The following is a 19,599-nucleotide window of genomic DNA, read 5'->3' on the forward strand; positions in this document are numbered from 1 at the left end:
CCGCGCGCGCGTCGCCTCGGAGATCGGCGGACGCCCGGACGACGCCCCAAACGAACACGCCGATCCATAGATTCTCGCGTATCGGGACATTCGCTTCGTGCGGGCGCCTCATTGCACATCCGACGCCAGCCGCCGAGCGCACCGGAGCGCCAGCGCGGCCGAGCCGTCCGCGGCGCGCGCCTCGTGTCCGTGCGGCGAGCCGACGGCGCCCGCCGTCAGGAGGCGGCCTGCCCGATGGGGTGGGCTATCCGATGGAAGTACGGCGTCGGCGCCGCCGCGCGAGCCGGCGAGCACGCCGATGTGCCGGCGGGGAACAGCGATTGCAGCGCGGGACATATGGATCCATCCAGCGCAATCCGGTTCGACACGGAGAGGGTCGCCCGCCCCCTCAGCGAGCGAGGTCACGTCAGCGCCGGCGCAGGTGCCGCAGCGCCCGCGGGGCCTGCCGAGCAGATCGAGCACAGCAAGGAGCGGCTCGCGCGCGACCTGGTCACGGTCAAGGCGAGGTGGGGCGGCATCAAGGGTGAGGCAGAGCACACGGCCCGGAGCGTCGCCATCGCGGCGGCCGCCGCGGTCACCGTGCTCGCCGTGGGGGCCGTGGCGGCGGTGGCGATACGCTCCGGCCGCAAGCGCCGGCGAATCTGGTGGTGACGCCGCGCCGCTCCCGGGGAGCTCGCCCTTCGGCTCCGAGAGCCGCAGGGTGGGCTCGACCCAGGGGCCGCTCGCCTACCGCGCTCGCCCGGTGAAGAGGGAGGTGATGGCGTCCAAGACATCCTGGATCGACAGGGCCGGAGGCGGATTGTCCGGGTTGTCGAGGGCTCTATCCACGTAGTACCCGAGATATTCGGTCGTGAGGAACGCCGTCATCGCGTTCGTGAACGCGCCGGCCAGCGGGATCAGCCCCAGGGTCAAGCCGAGCATGAGGCGAAGGGCGCCGCCGCCCCAGATGAGCTGGTGGACTTGGGACCACGCCGCCTTCGAGAGCGGCGCGCCTCGCTCCTTCGCGAGCGACGCCGCGAGCAGGTACTGGATCGGAATGACGAACAGCTGGTCCGAGCCCGGGACCGGCTGGACGACGAAGCTGATGCCGGCGGCGCCGGCCGAGAACGCGTGCGTGGTGAGCCGTGCGCCGAGCCTCATGACGGAAGCTTAGTGCCCGCTCGGCCGTCGAGAAGCGGCGCGCGCCGCTCGGCCGGGCGCGGGGCGAGGGAGCGATGTCCCGCGTCTCCAGCTTCGCACGGAGCGCCGCGCGCTCCATCCTCACATCTTCTCTTTGATGCCTCTCCGGAGGAGCCACCAGTTCACCGGATAGCTGGTCGCGAAGCCGAGGAACATCGCGATCTGCATCATGAACCAGAACACGGGGCTCGACCTCGGGATCTCGCGTCCGAAGAGGGCGAAGCGCACGAGCGCCATCCACCCGTACATGCCGACCTGCCACGCCGTGAGCGAGAGCGTGTCCGCCTTGATCGCGGCGATGAGCCCGTCCTTCACGGAGAGCCCCCGCATCGGCGCGATCGTGAAGTACTGGAAGGCGATGCCGAGGACGTACGCAGCGACATAAGCGTAGACCCAGCGGCCGAACAACCGGTGGCCGAGGAGGGTGAACGGCACCGCCGCCGCGAGGCCCTCGGCGACGATGTCGCCCAGCGTGCAGCCGCTCCCGCAATGGGTCGTTCCCTTGGCGACGAGCACGGGAAAGGGCTGCCGCCTGCTCGGCGGCTCCTCGCCGCGCCGCCGCGCCTCGCTCGCCGCCTGCGCGGTTCCTGCGCGGCCCCAGCGGAGGTAGGCCCAGAGGCCCAGCGGGCCCGACCACAGCGCCGTCACCGGCCAGACGACATCCATGATCCACATGGCCTGGCGGCGCCCGGACAGGATATCGGCGGCGATGATCGAGGCCGACGCTGCCGCGGCGGCGAGCGAGATGGAGGCGATGGCGGTCAGCCAGGTGGGCACGGCGGGCCGCACGTGCAACGCCTGTTCCCGGGCGACCCCGTTGAGCACGAGCGCCGGCCACGCCTTCCGTTCGATCTGCATCTCCGACGCGCGGGTGCGACGCACATGCCAGCGGAGCGCTCGCGCGCCTCGCGCGAGCCGCAGCCGGGCTGGCGGGCGCGCTCGTCTCCGCCACGTCCGTTGACGGTCTCCTCACGCCCGTTATCGATCCGTGGCGACCCGATCGGTCCCACGATCGGAGGCGGGAGGGAGCATGGTTCGAGCTGGCAATCTCATGGCGCGCATCGTGAACGTCGTCCTCGGGTTCTGGCTCCTCATCTCGGCCGTCATCTGGCCGCACAGCCACGCGCAGCGGACGAACACATGGGTGCTCGGGCTGCTCTGCATGATCTTCGCGATCACCGCCATGCTCGCCCCTGCGGTGCGGTACCTCAACACGGTCCTCGCGGTGTGGCTCTTCATCTCGTGCTGGGCGCTCCCGACGGTCAGCCTGGGGACGATCTGGAACAACGCGCTCGTGGCGATCGCGATCTTCATCGCCTCCCTCATCCCCGGCCACATCCCCACCCGCGCGAGGGGGTAGGAAGCCCGAGGCGCCGCGCCCGCGCGACCGTCACCGGCCGCCCGGCAGCGGCTCCGGCGGCGGCCCCGCGGAGCCGCCCGGCGCCGGCGGGCTCAGCGCCGGCGCCGGCGGCGACAGGGCCGGCAGCGGCGCGGGCGGGAACGTGTGCCGCGTCGCGACGTCGGCGACAACGAGCGACAGGAGCAACGCCAGGAAGCTCACCGCCACGATGATCGCGAAGGCGTTGATGAACTTCTGCTCCACGAGGTGCATGAAGAAGAGCAGCACGAGCACGCTCTTCACCACGGCGATGAGCAGCGCGATCGGTATCTCCCACGCCCCCGTGCGCAGGAACGAGAGCGCGAACGACAGGAGCGTGAGGGCGACGAGGGCCATCAGCGTCCAGAGGTAGCGGGTCCAGGGCGTGCTTTCCGCGACGTGCTCTTGCGGCATGGTCGTCTCCGGGCTGTGCCGTCACTTGCGCGTCAGGTAGAGGAGCGGCCAGATGAAGATCCACATGATGTCCACGAGGTGCCAGTAGAGGCCGCTGAGCTCCACCGGCGTCTGGTCGTACGCCCAGTACCGGCCCTTCCAGCACCCCCACGCGACCCCCGTGAGGAGGCCGGCCCCGCCCACGACGTGCAGGGCGTGGAGCGCCGTCATGGCGAAGTACAGCGTGAACGCCATCTGCGCGCCGAACGTCGGGAGCTCCGCGAAGCGGTAGGCGCCGGCCGGGAAGATGCCCTCGCGGAAGTGCTGCGCGTACTCGATCCCTTTCAGCACGAGGAACACGATCCCGATCGCCACGCTCACCGCGAGGAACAGCGCGGCGCGCCGCGGGTGGGAGGCGCGGACGGCGTGCACCGCCATGGCGACGGTGAAGCTGCTGCCGATCAGGATGAGCGTCATGGTGGTGCCGATCGCGACGTTGTTGTGCGCGATGGCCTCGGCGAAATCGCGCGGGTAGAGCTCGCGATACGCCGCGTACAGGGCGAAGAGCCCGGTGAAGAGGAGCACCTCGCTCCCGAGGAACAACCACATCCCGAGGCGGGCCGCGTGCGTCTGCTTCTCGAGATCTTCGAACTGCTCACGCAGCGGGCGTGGTTGTCGCACGGGCGTCCTCCTCGGAGAGCTGGAACTCGTACGGGCCGCGGCGGACGAGCGGCGCGACCGGGAAGTTGTGCTTGGGCGGCAAGGGCTCGCCGGTCATCCACTCGAGCGTGCGCCCGCCCCAGGGGTTCCTCCCGGCCTTCCGGCCCCACTTGAGCGCGATGACGAGGTTCAGGAGCGAGATCACGAGCGCCGCGGCGAGCAGGTAGGCGCCGCCGGTCGAGAGCACGTGGAGCCACTGGTAGCGCGGCGGGTAGCTGTAATAGCGGCGGGGCATCCCCATGTTCCCGAGGAGGAACTGCGGGAAGAAGGTCAAGAAGAAGCCGAGGAACACCGACGCGGCCGAGAGGAGCCCGACGCGCTCCGAGTAGAGGCGCCCGAACATCTTCGGAAACCAGTAGTGCGCCGCCGCGAGGAACATGGTGAGCGTCCCGCCCACCATGATGAAGTGGAAGTGCGCCACCACGAAGTACGTGTCGTGCCAGTGCACGTCCAGCGACTGCGTGGCGACCGCCACGCCCGTCATCCCCCCGAAGACGAACAGGAAGAGGAAGGCGATGAAGTAGAGCAGCGGCGTATTGAAGTGGATCGAGCCCCTGTACAGCGTCGCGACCCACGTGTAGACCTTGATGGCCGAGAAGATGGCCACGAACATCGAGAGCACGCCGAAGACGTCCGCGGCGTACTCGCTCATCCCCGCCACGAACATGTGGTGGCCCCACGTCCAGAACCCCACGAACGCGATCCCGAGCGACGAGATGGCGATCGCCCAGTAGGACGCGGGGCGCTTGTGCGCGAACGTGCAGACGACCTCGCTCACCACGCCGAACGCCGGCAGGATCATGATGTAGACGGCGGGGTGGGAGTAGAACCAGAAGAGGTGCTGGAAGAGGACCGGATCGCCGCCGAACCGCGGGTCGAACATCCCGAGCGCGGTCACGTGGTCGATGCCGACGAGCAGGATCGAGAGCCCGAGGACCGGGGTCGCGAAGAGCAGGATGATGCTCGTCGCGTACGTGCTCCAGACGAAGAGCGGCAGGCGGCTCCACGTGAGCCCCTCGGCGCGCATCGTGTGCGTGGTCACGATGAAGTTGACCGCCGTCATGATGGACGAGACGCCGACGATGAAGATGCCGAAGACGACCGGGAACACCGTCATCGGGGTCTTCAGGCTGTACGTCGGGTAGAACGTCCAGCCGGTGTCCGTGCCGCCCGCGATCATGCCGCCCATCGCGATCGCCGCCCCGAGGAGGTAGATGTAGAAGCTCGCGAGGTTGATCCGGGGGAACGCGAGGTCCTTGGCGCCGAGCATGATCGGCAGGACGAAGTTGCCGAACGCGTTGGGGATCGACGGGATCATGAACAGCCAGACCATGATCACGCCGTGCAGCGTGAACATCCGGTTGTAGGTCGCCGCGTCGACGATGGTCCGCTCGGGCGTGAGGAGCTCGGTCCGCAGGATGAGGGCGAATATGCCTCCGAGGAAGAGCATCACGACGATGACGGCGTAGAACATGAGGCCGATCCGCTTGTGATCCGTGGTCGTGAGCCACTCCGTCACCCCGCGGTCGACATGGAGGTAGTCGGGCTCGGGCCTCTCGGCCGGCGCGTCGGGCAGAGATTCGTACGCTTCCGTGCTCATCGGAGCTCCTCCCCGGGCTTGCCGCCCTCGATCGGGCCGACCGGCGCGCCCCCGCGGAGCGGGGCGGGGCGCTCCGGGCCGGAGCGCAGGAAGGGCGGGCCTTCGGGCAGCGGCGTCCGGGCGCCCGGCTCCGGCGCGACGCCCCTCAACGACCGGATGTACTCGACGATGGCGGCGACCTGCGCCGGCTGGAGCCGGCCGAGGAACGAGGGCATGACCCGCTGGTAGCCGCGATGGATCCGGGCGAGCGGATCCATCATCGACTCGGTGATGTACGCGTCGTCGGCCACCGCGGCGCCGCCGCTCTCCAGCGGGACGACCGACATGTAGAGGCCGGCCCAGGTCGGCCCGATGTGCGGTGTCCCGTCCGGCGTGTGGCAGCGCAGGCAGCCCTCCTCGGCCGCGATGTTCTCGCCCAGCCGGACGAGGCTGAGCGGCTCGCGCGGGATCCCCTCGCCCGGCGTCGACGGCGGCGTGTACTCCTGTCCGGCGATACCGGCGCCCCGCCCGCGGTCGGAGAGCCACCGCGCGAAATCGGAGGGCTCGAGCGCGATCACCTCGCCGCGCATGGTGGAGTGGTTCGTCCCGCAGTACTCGGTGCACAGGATCTGATAGGCGCCCGGCGCGGTCGCCTCGAACCACAGCGTGGTGTAGCGGCCGGGGACGACATCGTACTTGACGCGAAAATCGGGGACGAAGAAGCTGTGGATCACGTCCCGGGACGTCATGACGAGCTTCACCGGCCGACGCGCCGGCACATAGAGCGTCGCCACCGAGCTCGGGCCCTCCGGGTAGGCGAACTTCCACATCCACTGCTTCCCGGTCACGTACACCACGACCGGGTCCGCGGGGGCGACGCGGAGCTCTGCATACTGCCGCATTCCAATGACCCACCAGACGAGGAACAGGACGATGAGGCCCAGCACCATGCCGACCTCGAGGAGGAGCGGAGGCCTCGCGGTCGCTCCGGGGAACGGGCCTTGAACATCGCGCTCGCGCCGCCGGTACCGGATCATCAGGTAGGCCGCGAACAGGGCGACGAGCGTCGCGCCGGCCATCGTCACCGAGATCACGAAGTAATGCAGCTTGTCGATGTCGAACGCGATCGTCGACCACTGGCCGGGCAGAAAGAGGAGCTTGCGCAGGAGCTCGTTGATCATGGTGACCTCCCCTGGCGGTCGGCCGCGGCATCGCGTCCGACGGCGAAGCTCGTGCGAGCGCGTGGCCGCCGGCGCTCGCGCCGCCACAGGACGGCGAGCAGCCCGCCGACCGTGATCAGGATGGCCGCCGCTCCGAGCCGGAGGAAGCCGAGGAGGAACGGACCGTATCTCCGGCTCGCCGGGTCGAAGCGATAGCAGGTCATGATCACCCGATCGACGATCGTGCCGATACCGCCGCGGCTCGCCTCCAGGAGCGCGAGCCGGAGATCGCGCGCCGAGAACTCCGTCCCGTACAGGTACCGGGAGATCCGCCCGTCCGGCGTCAGGACGAAGACGGCCGCCGGGTGGGCGTACTGATCGGTCGTCGGATCGTAGGCGTAGCGGAACCCGAGGTCCGCGGCGAGCGCGCGGGTCGCCGCCTCGTCGCCGACGAGGAATGGCCACTCCGGCGCCCGCGCGTCCGCGCCGAGCTCGGACAGCGTGACCGCGCGCTTCTGCGAGGCGGCCGCCGGGCGCTCGCGCGGGTCGAAGCTGACCGTGAGCGCGTGGAACTGCTCGCCGAGCCGGTACGGGAGGAGCTTCAGCCCCTCGACGGCGCCGCGCAGCACGAGGCCGCACAGCGCGGGGCACCGGTAGTACGCGAGGACGAGGAGGAGGGGCTTGCCGTCGGCGAAGTAGTCGCCGAGGCGCACCCGCCGCCCGTCCATGTCGGTGAAGGCGAGCTCGCGGTCCACCGGGCGGCCGAGGCGCTCCTCGATGTCCACCCCGCGCGTGGGCTCCAGGAAGGCGCCTTCGGGCGGCTCCTCCGCGCCGGAGCCGTCGCTCGCCGGCGCGGCGTCGGCCGCGGACGGGCCCAGCGCGGGGCGCGCGCGCTCGGGCTCGGACGCGGCGCCCGGGCGCGACACGAGGCCGGCCGCCAGCAGGAGGGCCACGGCGACGGCCCGGCTCATCGCGCGCCCCCCGCCACCATGAGCTCGATCGCGTCGTCGATCGGGATGCTCACGATGCCCCTCTCCCGATCGACGACGCCGAAGCGGCGGAGCTCCGCGCGCTGCGCGTCGACGAGCTGCTGGCCCAGGCGCGCCTCGTCGAACAGCGACTGCTGGACCATGCCGACCTCGCGCCGCGGCCCGAGCTCCTTCTCGGGGAACGCGAGGGAGGGCCGCAGATCCGCCTCGCGGGCCCGCATCGCGAGCCAGGCCCAGAGCGTCAGCGCGCCGCCGATCGCGAGCACGACGGCGAACGCGAGGATCACGCGCCCCCACGGGAGCGTGTCCTCCTCCTGGCGAACCTCGCTGTGACGGGAACGGAACATCATATGCTCCGGTACGCAAAGGCCTCTTCGAGCCGCGGGTCGTGGACCGGGACCACCGGCCGCCCTCGCAGCCGCCACGCGGCGAACGCGGTCGAGAGGCCGCCCACGACGCACAGGGTCGCGAGGTCGAGCCAGTGATAGGCGAACCCGTGGCGCCCTGTCGCCGGCACCACGAGCCAGTGAAAGTCGATGTAGCCGGAGACGACGACCCAGAGCGCCATCCACGAGAGCTGGCGCGGGCGCCGCTTGATCGCGTACGACATCAGGATCAGGAACGGGACGACGAACCGCGTGAGGACGACGAGGATGGAGGTCGGCCGCCAGGGCCCTTCCCAGCGGTCGAGGAAGAAGGCGACCTCATCGGGCTTGTTCGCGATCCAGATCAACATGAACTGGAAATAGGCCGCATAGGCCCAGAATATCGTGAACGCGAGGAGCAGCCGCCCGAGCGCGTAATAGTGCGAGTCGTTCAGCCTCGCGAGGTAGCCGGACGTCTGCGCGGCATACGAGAGGACCGTGAGCGCGCCGACGGCGGTCACGAAGGCGCTCGCGAACACGTAGACCGGGAACATCGTCGAGTACCAGGTCGGATCGAGGGACATGAGCCAGTCGAACGACGAGAAGACGATCGTGATCGCCACGACCGGCAGCATGGCGCCGCTCAGGCCATACATCGCGTCCTTGACGTCGGCCCTCGGCTCACGGTCCTGCGCGAACGATCGCCGGCGGAGCACGAGGGCGACGGCGATCCAGATCGCGAAGTAGATCGCCGAGCGCACGACGAAGAAGCCTGGATTGAAGTAGGGCGCCCTGTGCTCGAGGATGCGCCGCGCGTGCTCGCCGGCGATCCGCTCGGGGTGCATCCACGGGTACAGCGTGTCCAGGCCGACCAGGATCGGCGCGGAGAGCGCCGCGAGCAGAGGCAGCGGCGCCACCATCGTCTCGAGGAGGCGGCGCACCGCCGTGGGCCAGCCCGCGCGCATGGCGTTGCAGGTGAGGAGCGTGACGAGCGCGCCCACGGACAGGAACACCGCGAACGACCACGCGGCGAGGTACGAGAAGAAGAACCGGCGGAGATCGACGAAGCCGCCGACGATCGCGGCGACCGCGCCGAGCGCCGCGATCGCGAGCGAGGCCGCGATCGTCGCGCCGCCCTTGTACTCGATGGCATCCCTGTTCATCGCAGCTCCTGCTCTGCCCGGCCGCGGAGCGCTGGCGGGAGGGCGCCCGCCGCCACTCCGCGGCTCAGCTGAAGCGCCTTCACGTAGGCGACCACGGCCCAGCGCTCTTCGATGTCGGGCAGATCGTCCGAGTAGCGCGGCATCAGGCCGTAGCCCTCGATGATGACCTGGTAGATCCTGCCCGGCGGGAAGCTCCGCGCCTCGGGTCCGACGAGCGACGGCGGCGGGCGCAGCGTCATGTTCGTCGCCACGCGCGAGCTGCCGTCGCCGAGGATCCCGTGGCACGGCGCGCAGAAGGTCTCGAAGCGCTGCCGGCCGCGCTGCACGAGATCGACCGTCAGCGAGAGCGGCACCTCCGCGACGTACTCCCCGTCGAGGACGCCCTGGAGATAGCCGGGCGGCCCGGTGACGCGCCCGCGCGCGACGGTCCCCTCGGGCGGGTGCTGCATCGCGCGGCCGTCGTCGAAGTGCTCGCACGGCTCCCAGAGTCCGTATTTCTCCTGGCGGATCATCCGCTCGAAGTCCGGCTCGGGCAGCACCTTCTCGCGGCACCCGGCGAGCAGGACGAGGGCGAACGGCGCGAGCGCGCGCCCGAGGGGGCGAGCCGGGGCGCCGGCCCTCATGGCTCCTCGCGCCTCCTCGCCACGACGACGCGCCTCGCGCCGAGCGCGAGGAGGTCGCGCTCCGCCTGGACGCTCGAGAAGGAAGGTTCCGTGTCGTCGAGCCCGACGAGGAACCGATCCAGCGTGACGCGCTCGAAGCCCGGGGCGTCGAAGAGGGGGATGTAGAGCCTCGGCAGCCTCATCAGGTAAAAGCCGATGAGCACGCCGAAGAGCGAGGTGGAGAGCACGCCCATCTCGAACGTGATCGGGATGAACGCCGGCGCCGAGTTCAGCGGGCGCCCCCCCACGTTCAGCGGATAGTGGAACGCATTGCAGAACCACTGGATGAAGTAGCCGCCCACGACGCCCAGGATCGCGAAGGGCAGCACCATCCGGTTGAGGTTCGAGCGCTCGAGGCCGAGCGCCTCGTCGAGCCCCTTCACCGGATAGGGTGTGAACGCTTCCACCCGGCGGTAGCCGCGCCGCTTGAGCTCCCGGATCGCATGGAGCATCGCCTCCGGGTCGTCGAACTCGCCGAGCATTCCGGTCTCCATCAGCGCCCCCCCTTGCCCCGAGCCTTCTCCAGCTCTTCATGGTTGAGCTCCTTGAGCTCCGCGACGGGGACGAACGGAAAGACGCGCAGGAAGCTCAGGAACAGGAGCATGAAGAAGCCGCCTGACCCGATGAAGAGGCTCCAGTCCACCCACGTCGGGCTGTAGCCGTGCCACTTGGACGGGAGGAACTCTTGCTCGAGCGACATCACGATGAGCGTGAACCGCTCGCTCCACATCCCGACGTTGACCAGGAGGGAGATGAGCCAGAGCGCGACGGGGCTCGTCCGGATCCGCTCGCTCCAGAGGAGCTGGATGACGAGCACGTTGCAGACGTGCTGGGCCCAGTAGGCGCCGCTGTTCGGGCCGCGCAGGCGCGTGTGGAAATACTGGTGCATCTCGTACGCCGAGCCGCTGTACCAGGCGAGGAAGTTCTCGATGATGTACGAGAGGATGACGATCCAGCCGGTCACGAGCGTCATCTTCGCGAGATCGTCGAGGTGGCGCGCGGTCACGACGTTATGGAGCCCGTAGATCCGCCGCACCGGGATGAGCAGCGTGAGCACCATCGCGAACCCGGAGAAGATCGCGCCCGCGACGAAGAACGGCGGGAAGAGCGTCGAGTGCCAGCCGGGGACCAGGGCGATCGCGAAATCGCTGCTCACGATCGAGTGCACCGAGACGACGAGGGGCGTCGCGAGCCCCGCGAGCAGCCCGTACAGCACCCGGTAATGCCGGAAGTGGTCGGCCGCGCCGTGCCAGCCGAACGACATGAGCCCGTAGATCACCCGCCGGACGCGGCCCGGGGCGTGATCGCGCAGCGCCGCCAGATCCGGGACGAGGCCCATGTACCAGAACAGGAGCGACACCGTGAAGTAGGTCGCGATCGCGGCGGCGTCCCACGGCAGCGCGCTCCGGAACTGCGGCCACACCTGCATCGTCGCGGGGTACGGGAAGATCCAGTAGGCGAACCAGGGGCGGCCGAGGTGGAGGACCGGAAAGAGGCCGGCCTGGACGACCGCGAAGAGCGTCATCGCCTCGGCGAAGCGGTTGATGCTCGTCCGCCACTTCTGCTCGAGCAGGAGGAGGATCGCGGAGATGAACGTCCCGGCGTGGCCGATCCCGATCCACCAGACGAAGTTGGTGATCGCGAAGGCCCAGGCGACCGGGATGTTGTTGCCCCACACGCCGATCCCGGTGAGGACGGTGTAGGTGATCGCGAGGAAGAGCAGGCCCGTGCCGCCGAGCGCGAGCCCGAACGCGAGCATCCAGCCGAGCCGGGAGCGCGGCTTCCATACCGGCTCGAGGAGCTGCTTCGACAGCTGATCGTCGGTCGGTGCGTCCAGGATGAGCGGGCCCGCCATGGCTCATTCAATCTCGGGTTTGACGTTCGGGGCTCCGGGTCGCCTCTCGGCGCCCTCCGCCCCGAGCGCGGGTTTGACGTTCGGGGCTCCGGGTCGCCTCTCGGCGCCCTCCGCCCCGAACCCCGGGTTCGGGTTCTCGATCTTGGCGAGGTACTCCGTCCGCGGCCGGGTGCCGAGGTCGTGGAGCACGGCGTACGCGCGCGGCTCCCTGCGCCACGCGACCATCTTTGTGTCCGCGTGATCCAGCGATCCGAACTGGATCGCGCCGGTCGGACAGGCCTGCTGGCAAGCGGTGACCACCTCGCCCGGCCGGAGCGGCCGCCGCTCGATCTGCGCGCGGATGTCCGCCTCGCGGATCCGCTGCACGCAGTACGTGCATTTCTCCATGACGCCGCGGGCGCGGACGGTGACGTCCGGGTTGCGCTGGAGCCTGCGGAGGCCGGCGTTGTACGGGACGTGGGCATTGTAGTCGAAGAAATTGAACCGCCGGATCTTGTACGGGCAGTTGTTGGAGCAAAAGCGCGTCCCGATGCATCGGTTGTAGATCATCTCGTTGAGGCCGTCGGGGCTGTGGACCGTCGCGTTCACCGGACAGACGTACTCGCACGGCGCCTTCTCGCAGTGCTGGCAGAGCATCGGCTGGTTGACGACGCTCACCTCGTCGCCTCCACCCTCGAAGTACTGATCGATCCGCAACCACTGCATCTCGCGGCCGTGCATCACCTCCTCCTTGCCGACGACGAGGACGTTGTTCTCGGCCTGACAGGCCACGACGCACGAGGAGCACCCGGTGCAGATCGACATGTCGATGGACATCGCCCATTGCGCGCCGGTGTACTCGACCTCCGGCAGGATCGAGCGGACCGGCCCCTTGTGCTCCTCCGCGAAACCGGGCTGTTCACGGTACTGCGGCAGCGTCCTCCGGAGCGCGATGGGACGGTCGTGCTGGGAGAGCTCGAGCTGAGCCAGCGCGAGCGCGGCCGTGGCGCCGGTCTTCCTCACGGAGAGGCCCCCCGCGAACCACCGCGCGTCGGACGGGCGGATCCGATACGCCGACACGCCCACCCCGCGCGCGACCTCCTCGCCGGCGTCGCGCCCGTAGCCGAGGTCGACGCTGATCACGTCGTCGGCGTGCCCGCGGACGACGACGGCCGGGATCTCGATCGTGCGGCCGCGCAGCGCGAGCTCGACGACATCGCCGCGCTCGACGCCGAGCCGCGCCGCGGTCGCCGCGCTCATCATGGCGGCGTTGCCCCAGGTGAGCCTGGTGATCGGCCGCGGGAGCTCTTGCAGCCAGGGGTTGTTGGCGAACCTGCCGTCGTGGAGCGACGGCGACCTGAGGAACGCCACGTCGAGCGCGCCGCCGGCCGGCCGCGGCGCGGCGGCGAGCCGCGCGAGCTCCTGGGCGAGGTCGGCCGGCGCGAGATCGGGTGTCTGCCTCGGCCGGGCGCTGTCAGGGAGGAAGCCGCGCTTCAATGCCTCGCCCCAGAAGGCCTCGAAATCCGCCTCTCCGCGCTCGCCGCGCCAGTGCTCGCGAAGCAGCAGCCGGGGATCCGGGCGCTCGTCCCCCGCGAAGACGGCGAGCAGCTCGGGCACCGCCCGGCCGTCGAACAGCGGCCGGACGAGGGGTTGCACGAACGAGACCGTCCCGTCGTACGCCCGCGCGTCCCCCCACGACTCGAGGTAATGCCGGGTCGGCACGAACCACGTGCAAGCGCGGGCGGTCTCGTCGTCGTAGAGCCCGGCCTTCAAGCTCGTGGGCACGCGCGCGAGGAGGCCCGCGAAATCGACGTCGGCCGGCGCGGCGTACACGGGGTTCACGTCGAGGAGGATCAAGGTGTCGACCGCGCCGCGCCCGAGCTCGCCGACGAGCTCGGAGAAGCTCTGCGTGGAGGGGCCCGCGTCGATCAGCACAGGATCGACCATCCAGGCCGCCCGGCTGCGGAGCGCGGCGTTGATGACGTGCCCGAGGGCGTGGACGATGGGTGGCTGGCCGTCGCCGACGACGGCGACGCCGGCGCCCCGCGCGCGCGCGAGATCGCGCGCGAGCGCCCGGACGAAGGCGCCGTGCCCCTCGCCGTCCGGGGGGCGGAGCGCGCGCAGCGCGGCGGCGTCGGCGTCCGTGATCCCGCGCGGGCGCAGGCCGAGGCCGTGCACGAGCTCCGCCGCGACGCCGGCCGCGACGCGCGCGACCTCGGCGGGCCGCACGCGGAGCCGGTGGTCGGCGAGCGTCCCCGTGGGCGTGAACATCGCCTCCGCGACGTAGAGGCGGCTCATGGCCGCCGCCGGGCTCGCGGGGCGGCGGCGCGAGGCGAAGTCGCGCGCATAGCGCACGCTGAACGGCATGTCCGCGAGGAAGTCCGCGTCCAGCGCGAGGATCACCTCGGCCTGGTCGACGTCGAGCTGAGGCAGGAGCCTGAGGCCGAGCGCCGCCCGCGCGCCTTCGAGCGCGTGCTCGGCGTGGACCGGCGACCAGAAGGTGAACCGCGCGCCGGGGAACCTGCGCCGGACGCGCTCGATCAGCGCGGCGATGAGGGGCGAGCTCGTGGGCTGGAGGACGAAGCGGAGGCCAGCGCCGCCGTCCTCGCGGTCGCCGCCGAAGCGCGCGGAGAACGCCTCCCACGACGCGACCTGGCCGCCGCGCGTCGGCGCGCGCGCGCGGTACGGGTCGTACAGCGAGAGGATCGAGGCCTGCTCGTGGACGCCGGTCGCGCCGAGGCTCGCCGGGTGCGCGGGGTTGCCCTCGATCTTGATGGGCCGCCCCGCATAGCTCTTGGCGAGGAGGCCCATGGCATACCCGTCGAGCACCATGCTCGTCGCGTAGGACTGGGAGAGACCCGGCACGACGCCGGGCGGGGTCTCGTTGTACGGCAGGATCTTCTCGGGCTCATGCGGGGTGCAGCCCGCGACGCCGGCGAGCGCCATGCTCGCGCCGAGCAGCTTGAGCAGCGCGCGGCGGCTGACGCCCGCCGGCTCGTCCACGCCCCGGGGCGGTTCGCCCGCGGCGAGCGCGCGGAGCTCCGGGCTCTCGATGAGCGGCGCCAGCAGCCTGTAGGACGCGCGCTCTCCCGCCGGCCCGAGCGCCTCTAGCCACCATTCCTTCATCTCATCTGCGTCTTTCACGGAGATCCCCTGTTCATCGTTCATCGATGGCACGCTGTGCAGTGCGTGAGCCGCCGGACCCCGTACTCCTTCGCGAGCTGCGCCCCGAGCTCGTCCCTCCGCTCCCCCGGGTCCCAGCGCATGTCGGTGATCGCGGAGAGCGGGCGCAGGTGCGGCTCCGGCAGGCGATGGCACTCCAGGCACCAGCCCATCGTCATCGGCGCCACCTTGTAGACGGCCGCCATCTCGTCCACGCGCCCGTGGCAGCTCACGCAGCCAACGCCCTTGTTCACGTGAATCGCGTGGTTGAAATAGACGAAGTCGGGCACGGAGTTCACCCGGTTCCACGGGATCGGCATGCCGGAGAACCAGCTCCGCCGCACGGGCTCGAGCATGACGCTCTGATTCCAGATCTGGCTGTGGCACCCCATGCACGTGGCCGTCGGCGGCATCCCCGCCGTCGGCGAGCGGGTCACCGTGGTGTGGCAGTAGACGCAATCGATGGCGTCGTCCTGCACGTGATGGCGGTGATCGAACTGCACCGGCTGATCGACGGGCTCGAACTGGTATCGCTTCCACGGCGTGCGGACGTAGATCATGAGCGCGAGGATGGCGCCGCCCGCCGAGGCGACGAGCCCGACGAGCGCGACGCGGTAAACGGAGTTGCTCCAGGGTGGAAACAGCGCAGCCATCGTTCGCGGACGCGGGCAGGAGCGGAGTGACCTTGCTCGCGGGAGATGTCGATGCCCGGCGGCGGGCCGGAGTTGCGCCGGCCGCGCCGCGCGAGCCGCCGGGGATGTCCGTCGACGCGGCGCGTGCGGGGTCCACGGTACGCGCCCTGTCCGCGGCAGCTCACCGCGGCGCGGGCCGGGGCGTGACGGAGCGGGGGCACGCCGGCCTCCGATGGCCGGGGCGCCCGCGCGGCCCTGTCACGAGCGCGCTCGCGCCTTCCCCAGCGCCGCCCACCCTTCCGGGAGCGAGAGCGCGAACACGGCCATGTTGGCCGCCATGGCGACCAGGCAGTACGCGCACCAGGCCCTCTCCCGCCGTCGCATCTGGACGAGGAGCCATCCGGACACGGCCGCCTCGACGGCCGCCTTGGCCGCCACGGCGACGGGGATCCAGGGGGTGTTCCTGGCGCGCTCGGCGCCTCCCCAGCCAGCCAGCGCCAGGTTGGACGCGAAGCTGGTGAGCGCGAGCGGCGCGTCCGGCATCGTGAGCCCGAACGCGATATCGGAGCTCGTCACCTTGGCCGAATCGAACCCTGGAAGCGGAGGATCGGGCAGGTGCTCGATGATCCCGAGCTGGAACAGCGAGACGACCGCCATGCTGGCGCCGCCGGTGAGGGACACGGCGGCGATGAGCCGGCGCCGGGCGAGATCGCGCGAGCGACCGCGCTGGAGCGCGGCGCGAAGCGCGCCGGCGCCGGGGAGGCCGCGACGCCAGCCGTCCTCTCGCCCGCCGAGCATCGCCCCATGCGCCCTGCCCTTCCTCATGACGTCGCCCCCTCGAAGCCCGCGCTCGCCGGGCCTTCGTGCGCCCGGCACGCCCGGGCTCCGGCGCTGCCGGACCTCGCGATACGGCGTGACGACTTGCAACCAGCGTACCTCGCGTCGAAGGACGACGTCTGCACGGTTTGCCCGCCAGGCGCGCCCTGCTGCGAGGGCTACCCGAGCCCGGGCGCCGCGGAGGATGGCGGAGGCCGCGAGCGGTCTCTCCACGGCGCGTCACGCCCTCGCGCGCTGGTGGAGCGACCTGGCCTCGACGTAGATGTGCTTCACGTCGGGTCGCTCGCTCCGTATCCGGGTCTCGATGCGCTCGATCGCCTCCGCGACCCCGGACGCCGTGAGCGCGGCGTCGAACTCGATGCGCAGCACGACCAGGACTTCGTGCGGACCGAAGTGCATCGTCAGGGGCCGCCCCACCGCCGACACGCCAGGATCTGCGCCGGCGAGCGCGCGGATCGCGGCGAGGAGCTCCCTGTCCGCGCTCTCCCCTACGAGGAGTCCACGGCTCTGGCTGGCGAGGAAGACCGCGACCGCGGCGAGCACGAGGCCGATGCCGATCGACGCCGCGCCGTCGAGGTAGGGGTTTCCCAGGCGGTGCCCGAGCCAGACGCCGAGGAAGGCGATGGCGAGCCCGGCGAGCGCCGCGGAATCCTCCAGGACGATCGTGAACGTCGTCGGGTCCTTGCTGGACCGCATCGCCGCGACGTAGCCCTGTCCGTCTTTCTTCTTGAACTCGTGGATCGAGATGGCGAGCGACGTCCCCTCGAAGACGGCCGCTGCGCCGAGGACAACATAGTTCCACGTCGGATCCTCGATCGGGCGCGGGTGCAAGAGGTGCAAGATCCCTTCGTAGATCGAGACGCCGCCGCCCGCGGCGAAGATCATGATGGCGACGATCAGCGTCCAGAAATAGAGCTCCTTGCCGTGGCCGAACGGATGCTCGGCGTCGGGCGGGCGGGCGCTCCGGTGCTTGCCGAGCAGGAGGAGGAGCCCGTCTGCGGTATCGACGAGGGAGTGCACGCCCTCGGAGAGCATCGCCGAGCTGCCGGTCACGGCGGCGGCGATGAACTTGACCGCCGCGATCGCCACGTTGGCGGCGACGGCGCCGTAGATCGCGATCCTCGATTCTTTCTCCATGCTCCGCCGATCCTTCCAGCGATGCGCAGGCCGCGCCAGGACGCTCTCCTGTCGCGCACGTAGAGCCGCGCCGGCACGGCGGTTGCCTTGACGCGGCCGTCGCTGGAGGAGTGCGCAGGGATGATGGGGAAAGCGATCGAGGCAGGGCTCTGGGGCCTGCTGGCGGGCTCAGCGCTGCTGATAGCGCGATGTTACCCGACGGACGTCGGCCCGATGACGGCGGCAGACGATGGCGACTGAGGGCTGCTCTGCTTCTCGACGGTGATGAGGAGCTCGAAGTTGGCGTGCGGCACGGTCGTCTCGGCCAGCCTGCCTCTTCGGCTGGCAGCGTTGTAGTCGAGCACTCCGACCCGTAGCCACGGGGACTCGGAGCTCGGACGCTGCCAGACGACGAACCGCTCGCTGCCGGCCTCGATCCGCTCGGGCGGCGAGAGGTGAACGACCTCCACCGCCAGCCGCGTGGTCGCGGCGTCGGAGTCGACGTCGGCGGTGACGTGCGCATCGGCGCCGGGCGCGAGCCGCGTGCCCTGCACGGTCTTCTCGCTCGGGCCGCCGCAGCCGGCGAGCGCCATGCTCGCGAGAAGACCGAGCGTGAGCCCTATCTGGCGGCCGGCTCGTCGGCCCGTGTCAACGTGTTTCATCTCACCACCTCGATCGCCTCTCTGCTTCACGGCGGACCCACTGTCCCTCTCGGGCCTCGCGTCCGGGCTGGCCGGTACCACAGCCGCCCGGCCGTGTCGTCGCGGTTTGAGCAAGCGTCGTGCCGCGGTGGGATGTGAATCGGCGGGTGGCGGTGACGCGAGGACGACCATGACCGCGCAGCGCTCACGCCGGCCTGCCGAGGCGTCGGCGGACGTCGTGATGCCACGATCGGGATCAGACGCGGGGCGGCCTCGTCGCGCCGGCATCCCGTGTCCGGTCGCGTGCTTTCAAAGCCCGTCGGCGCTCGGCGCGCCGGTCGGCGAGGAGCGCTCGGCGAGGATTCTCGGCCATGGAGCCACGAGCGCGTCGAACGAAGAGGCCGTCGCTCCTGGACAGCAGAGGGAGGCTGCCAAAGAGGAGCCAGGAGGGAGGACACATGGACAAGCCGATCGGGCGGACGCGCTGGGCAATCGCAGAGGGCTACATCCCAGGCCGGAGCAACGGACCCGAGCCGCAGATGACGAGCCATGAGACGGCCTGCCTGTTGAATGCGTCGGACCGGGACGCGCAGGTCGCCATCACCGTCTACTTCAGCGACCGCGACCCCGCCGGGCCGTACCGGGTGACCGTTCCAGCGAGGCGCACCCGGCACGTCCGGTTCAACGATCTGACCGACCCTGAGCCGATCCCGCGCGATACGGACTATGCCAGCGTGATCGAATCGGACGTTCCCATCGTCGTGCAGCATACCCGGCTCGACTCGCGTCAGGCGGAGAACGCGCTGCTCAGCACGATCGCCTACACGGACCGGGAGTGACGGTCTCTTCTATGCCGAAGAGCTGGCGCTCACGAGTGCGCACGGTGGTGACGGCGCTCGGCTGTGCCCGGCGCCTCTCCGGGAGCATCTCCCGTTTGCAGCGTCACCCCGAGGCTGGCCGGGCGCTGCGTTCCCGGCTGCGGGCATGGAGGCGCCTGCTGCAGCGCATTTCGAGCCCGTGGCGGCACCTCCAGCCCGGCGCCCGTGTCGGTCGATCCTGCCCGGCCGATCGCAGGACATTGCCGTCGCACAGGACAGCCGATCTCGGCACGAGCGGAGGCACGCTAGTCGCAAGGATGTCGGGGCATGTTGCGAGAAACCCGCATGCGGCTGTTCTGGTCGGGGACGGTTTTGCTCGTGACCGTCGCCGGCTGTCGAACCGACGAGCCGAGCGGAGAATCTCTGATGTGACGTGTCGTGAGGGAGGGGAAGCCATGCAAAAGATTGCTGGGAAACTGGTCGTGGGCCTGATCTCGGTGTCGGGAATGAGCCTGCTCGCGGCGGCGTGCGGCGGCGAAAAGCGGTCAGGCGGGGAGGCGCAAACCCCGGGTGGCGCGCAGGGCGAGGCGCCGGTGCCAGTCGGCAGCGCCGTCGATAGCATCGTGGCGGCGCGGTGCGACCGCGAGGCGCGGTGCAACAACATCGGACAAGACCGGGAGTATTCGAGCAAGGACGCGTGCTCGAACAAAATCCGATCCGAGTGGCGCGACGAGCTGACCTTCGGCGAGTGCCCAGGCGGCATCGACGCCAAGGCGCTGAACGAGTGTCTGGAGGGGATCCGCAATGAGGGCTGCGGCAATCCGTTCGACACCCTCGGGCGGGTCGTCGCCTGTCGCTCCAGCGATCTCTGCCGCGACGCGCGCTAGCCGCTGCGCGGACCGGGCGCGGCTCCGGTCATGGTTGCGAAGAGGGAACCACCGGCACGCCGCCGCTCGGCTGCGCCCGAGAGA

General features: G+C 70.5%; 21 protein-coding genes. 4 read left to right on the forward strand and 17 right to left on the reverse strand.

The genetic code is table 11. The annotated features are described in order from the left end of the window. The first annotated feature begins 234 nt into the window (after window positions 1-234). Window positions 235-651, forward strand: a complete 417-nt coding sequence (locus NQZ70_RS25735) for a hypothetical protein (protein WP_129576559.1) — start codon at window positions 235-237, stop codon at window positions 649-651. A gap of 75 nt (window positions 652-726) precedes the next feature. Here NQZ70_RS25735 and NQZ70_RS25740 read toward each other — a convergent pair whose 3' ends face one another. Further along, complete coding sequence (locus tag NQZ70_RS25740) at window positions 727-1,140, reverse strand: hypothetical protein (RefSeq protein ID WP_063823731.1); 414 nt, start codon at window positions 1,138-1,140, stop codon at window positions 727-729. 120 nt (window positions 1,141-1,260) lie between these two features. Next, window positions 1,261-2,037 (reverse strand): DUF4396 domain-containing protein, encoded by a 777-nt coding sequence (locus NQZ70_RS25745; RefSeq protein ID WP_129576560.1) that lies wholly within the window; start codon window positions 2,035-2,037, stop codon window positions 1,261-1,263. Window positions 2,038-2,209: 172 nt separating this feature from the next. Here NQZ70_RS25745 and NQZ70_RS25750 point away from each other — a divergent pair, with 172 nt between their 5' ends. Continuing rightward, a complete protein-coding gene (locus tag NQZ70_RS25750; RefSeq protein ID WP_129576561.1) occupies window positions 2,210-2,539 on the forward strand; it encodes a hypothetical protein in 330 nt (109 codons plus the stop codon). Window positions 2,540-2,569: 30 nt separating this feature from the next. Here NQZ70_RS25750 and NQZ70_RS25755 read toward each other — a convergent pair whose 3' ends face one another. The 15 genes from NQZ70_RS25755 to NQZ70_RS25825 form a co-directional block, all read right to left on the reverse strand. Beyond that, the gene (locus NQZ70_RS25755) at window positions 2,570-2,971 is read right to left on the reverse strand and encodes a cytochrome C oxidase subunit IV family protein (RefSeq protein WP_129576562.1); all 402 of its coding nucleotides are present in this window, start codon (window positions 2,969-2,971) and stop codon (window positions 2,570-2,572) included. Between the two features lie 21 nt (window positions 2,972-2,992). Further along, window positions 2,993-3,631 carry a cytochrome c oxidase subunit 3 family protein gene (locus NQZ70_RS25760; protein ID WP_061622245.1) on the reverse strand — a complete coding sequence of 213 codons (639 nt, stop codon included), beginning with the start codon at window positions 3,629-3,631 and terminating at the stop codon, window positions 2,993-2,995. After that, window positions 3,606-5,270 (reverse strand): cbb3-type cytochrome c oxidase subunit I, encoded by a 1,665-nt coding sequence (locus NQZ70_RS25765; RefSeq protein WP_129576563.1) that lies wholly within the window; start codon window positions 5,268-5,270, stop codon window positions 3,606-3,608. Before NQZ70_RS25765 ends, NQZ70_RS25760 begins: the two co-directional genes overlap by 26 nt. Next, window positions 5,267-6,430 carry a cytochrome c oxidase subunit II gene (gene coxB, locus NQZ70_RS25770; protein WP_275938224.1) on the reverse strand — a complete coding sequence of 388 codons (1,164 nt, stop codon included), beginning with the start codon at window positions 6,428-6,430 and terminating at the stop codon, window positions 5,267-5,269. Before coxB ends, NQZ70_RS25765 begins: the two co-directional genes overlap by 4 nt. Next, complete coding sequence (locus NQZ70_RS25775; protein ID WP_237245605.1) at window positions 6,427-7,362, reverse strand: SCO family protein; 936 nt, start codon at window positions 7,360-7,362, stop codon at window positions 6,427-6,429. Before NQZ70_RS25775 ends, coxB begins: the two co-directional genes overlap by 4 nt. A gap of 14 nt (window positions 7,363-7,376) precedes the next feature. Next, window positions 7,377-7,745 (reverse strand): hypothetical protein, encoded by a 369-nt coding sequence (locus NQZ70_RS25780; RefSeq protein ID WP_237245606.1) that lies wholly within the window; start codon window positions 7,743-7,745, stop codon window positions 7,377-7,379. Next, entirely contained in the window at window positions 7,745-8,926 is a 1,182-nt protein-coding gene (locus NQZ70_RS25785; protein WP_129576565.1) for a hypothetical protein, read from the reverse strand. The genes NQZ70_RS25780 and NQZ70_RS25785 overlap by 1 nt, the downstream gene beginning before the upstream one ends. Next, window positions 8,923-9,549 (reverse strand): cytochrome c, encoded by a 627-nt coding sequence (locus NQZ70_RS25790; RefSeq protein WP_129576566.1) that lies wholly within the window; start codon window positions 9,547-9,549, stop codon window positions 8,923-8,925. The genes NQZ70_RS25785 and NQZ70_RS25790 overlap by 4 nt, the downstream gene beginning before the upstream one ends. Next, a complete protein-coding gene (locus NQZ70_RS25795; RefSeq protein WP_129576567.1) occupies window positions 9,546-10,082 on the reverse strand; it encodes a DUF3341 domain-containing protein in 537 nt (178 codons plus the stop codon). Before NQZ70_RS25795 ends, NQZ70_RS25790 begins: the two co-directional genes overlap by 4 nt. After that, window positions 10,082-11,443 (reverse strand): NrfD/PsrC family molybdoenzyme membrane anchor subunit, encoded by a 1,362-nt coding sequence (gene nrfD / locus NQZ70_RS25800; RefSeq protein WP_129576568.1) that lies wholly within the window; start codon window positions 11,441-11,443, stop codon window positions 10,082-10,084. The genes NQZ70_RS25795 and nrfD overlap by 1 nt, the downstream gene beginning before the upstream one ends. A 3-nt stretch (window positions 11,444-11,446) precedes the next feature. Beyond that, the gene (locus tag NQZ70_RS25805; protein ID WP_237245607.1) at window positions 11,447-14,566 is read right to left on the reverse strand and encodes a 4Fe-4S dicluster domain-containing protein; all 3,120 of its coding nucleotides are present in this window, start codon (window positions 14,564-14,566) and stop codon (window positions 11,447-11,449) included. A 20-nt stretch (window positions 14,567-14,586) separates the two neighbouring features. Then, a complete protein-coding gene (locus NQZ70_RS25810; protein ID WP_129576569.1) occupies window positions 14,587-15,237 on the reverse strand; it encodes a cytochrome c3 family protein in 651 nt (216 codons plus the stop codon). A 237-nt stretch (window positions 15,238-15,474) separates the two neighbouring features. Beyond that, window positions 15,475-16,143: a vitamin K epoxide reductase family protein gene (locus NQZ70_RS25815; protein WP_237245608.1), complete on the reverse strand. Its 669-nt coding sequence runs from the start codon at window positions 16,141-16,143 to the stop codon at window positions 15,475-15,477. Between the two features lie 129 nt (window positions 16,144-16,272). Further along, window positions 16,273-17,190 carry a cation diffusion facilitator family transporter gene (locus NQZ70_RS25820; RefSeq protein WP_129576570.1) on the reverse strand — a complete coding sequence of 306 codons (918 nt, stop codon included), beginning with the start codon at window positions 17,188-17,190 and terminating at the stop codon, window positions 16,273-16,275. A 191-nt stretch (window positions 17,191-17,381) separates the two neighbouring features. After that, window positions 17,382-17,831, reverse strand: a complete 450-nt coding sequence (locus NQZ70_RS25825) for a hypothetical protein (RefSeq protein WP_129576571.1) — start codon at window positions 17,829-17,831, stop codon at window positions 17,382-17,384. 437 nt (window positions 17,832-18,268) lie between these two features. On the opposite strand from NQZ70_RS25825, the gene NQZ70_RS25830 reads away from it, so the two are divergent. Further along, a complete protein-coding gene (locus NQZ70_RS25830; RefSeq protein WP_129576572.1) occupies window positions 18,269-18,649 on the forward strand; it encodes a sensory rhodopsin transducer in 381 nt (126 codons plus the stop codon). Window positions 18,650-19,083: 434 nt separating this feature from the next. Further along, window positions 19,084-19,515, forward strand: a complete 432-nt coding sequence (locus tag NQZ70_RS25835; RefSeq protein ID WP_129576573.1) for a DUF6184 family natural product biosynthesis lipoprotein — start codon at window positions 19,084-19,086, stop codon at window positions 19,513-19,515. Window positions 19,516-19,599 lie beyond the last annotated feature (84 nt).

It is taken from the genome of Sorangium sp. So ce836, from assembly GCF_028553905.1.
Taxonomy (GTDB): Bacteria; Myxococcota_A; Polyangia; order Polyangiales; family Polyangiaceae; genus Sorangium; species Sorangium cellulosum_D.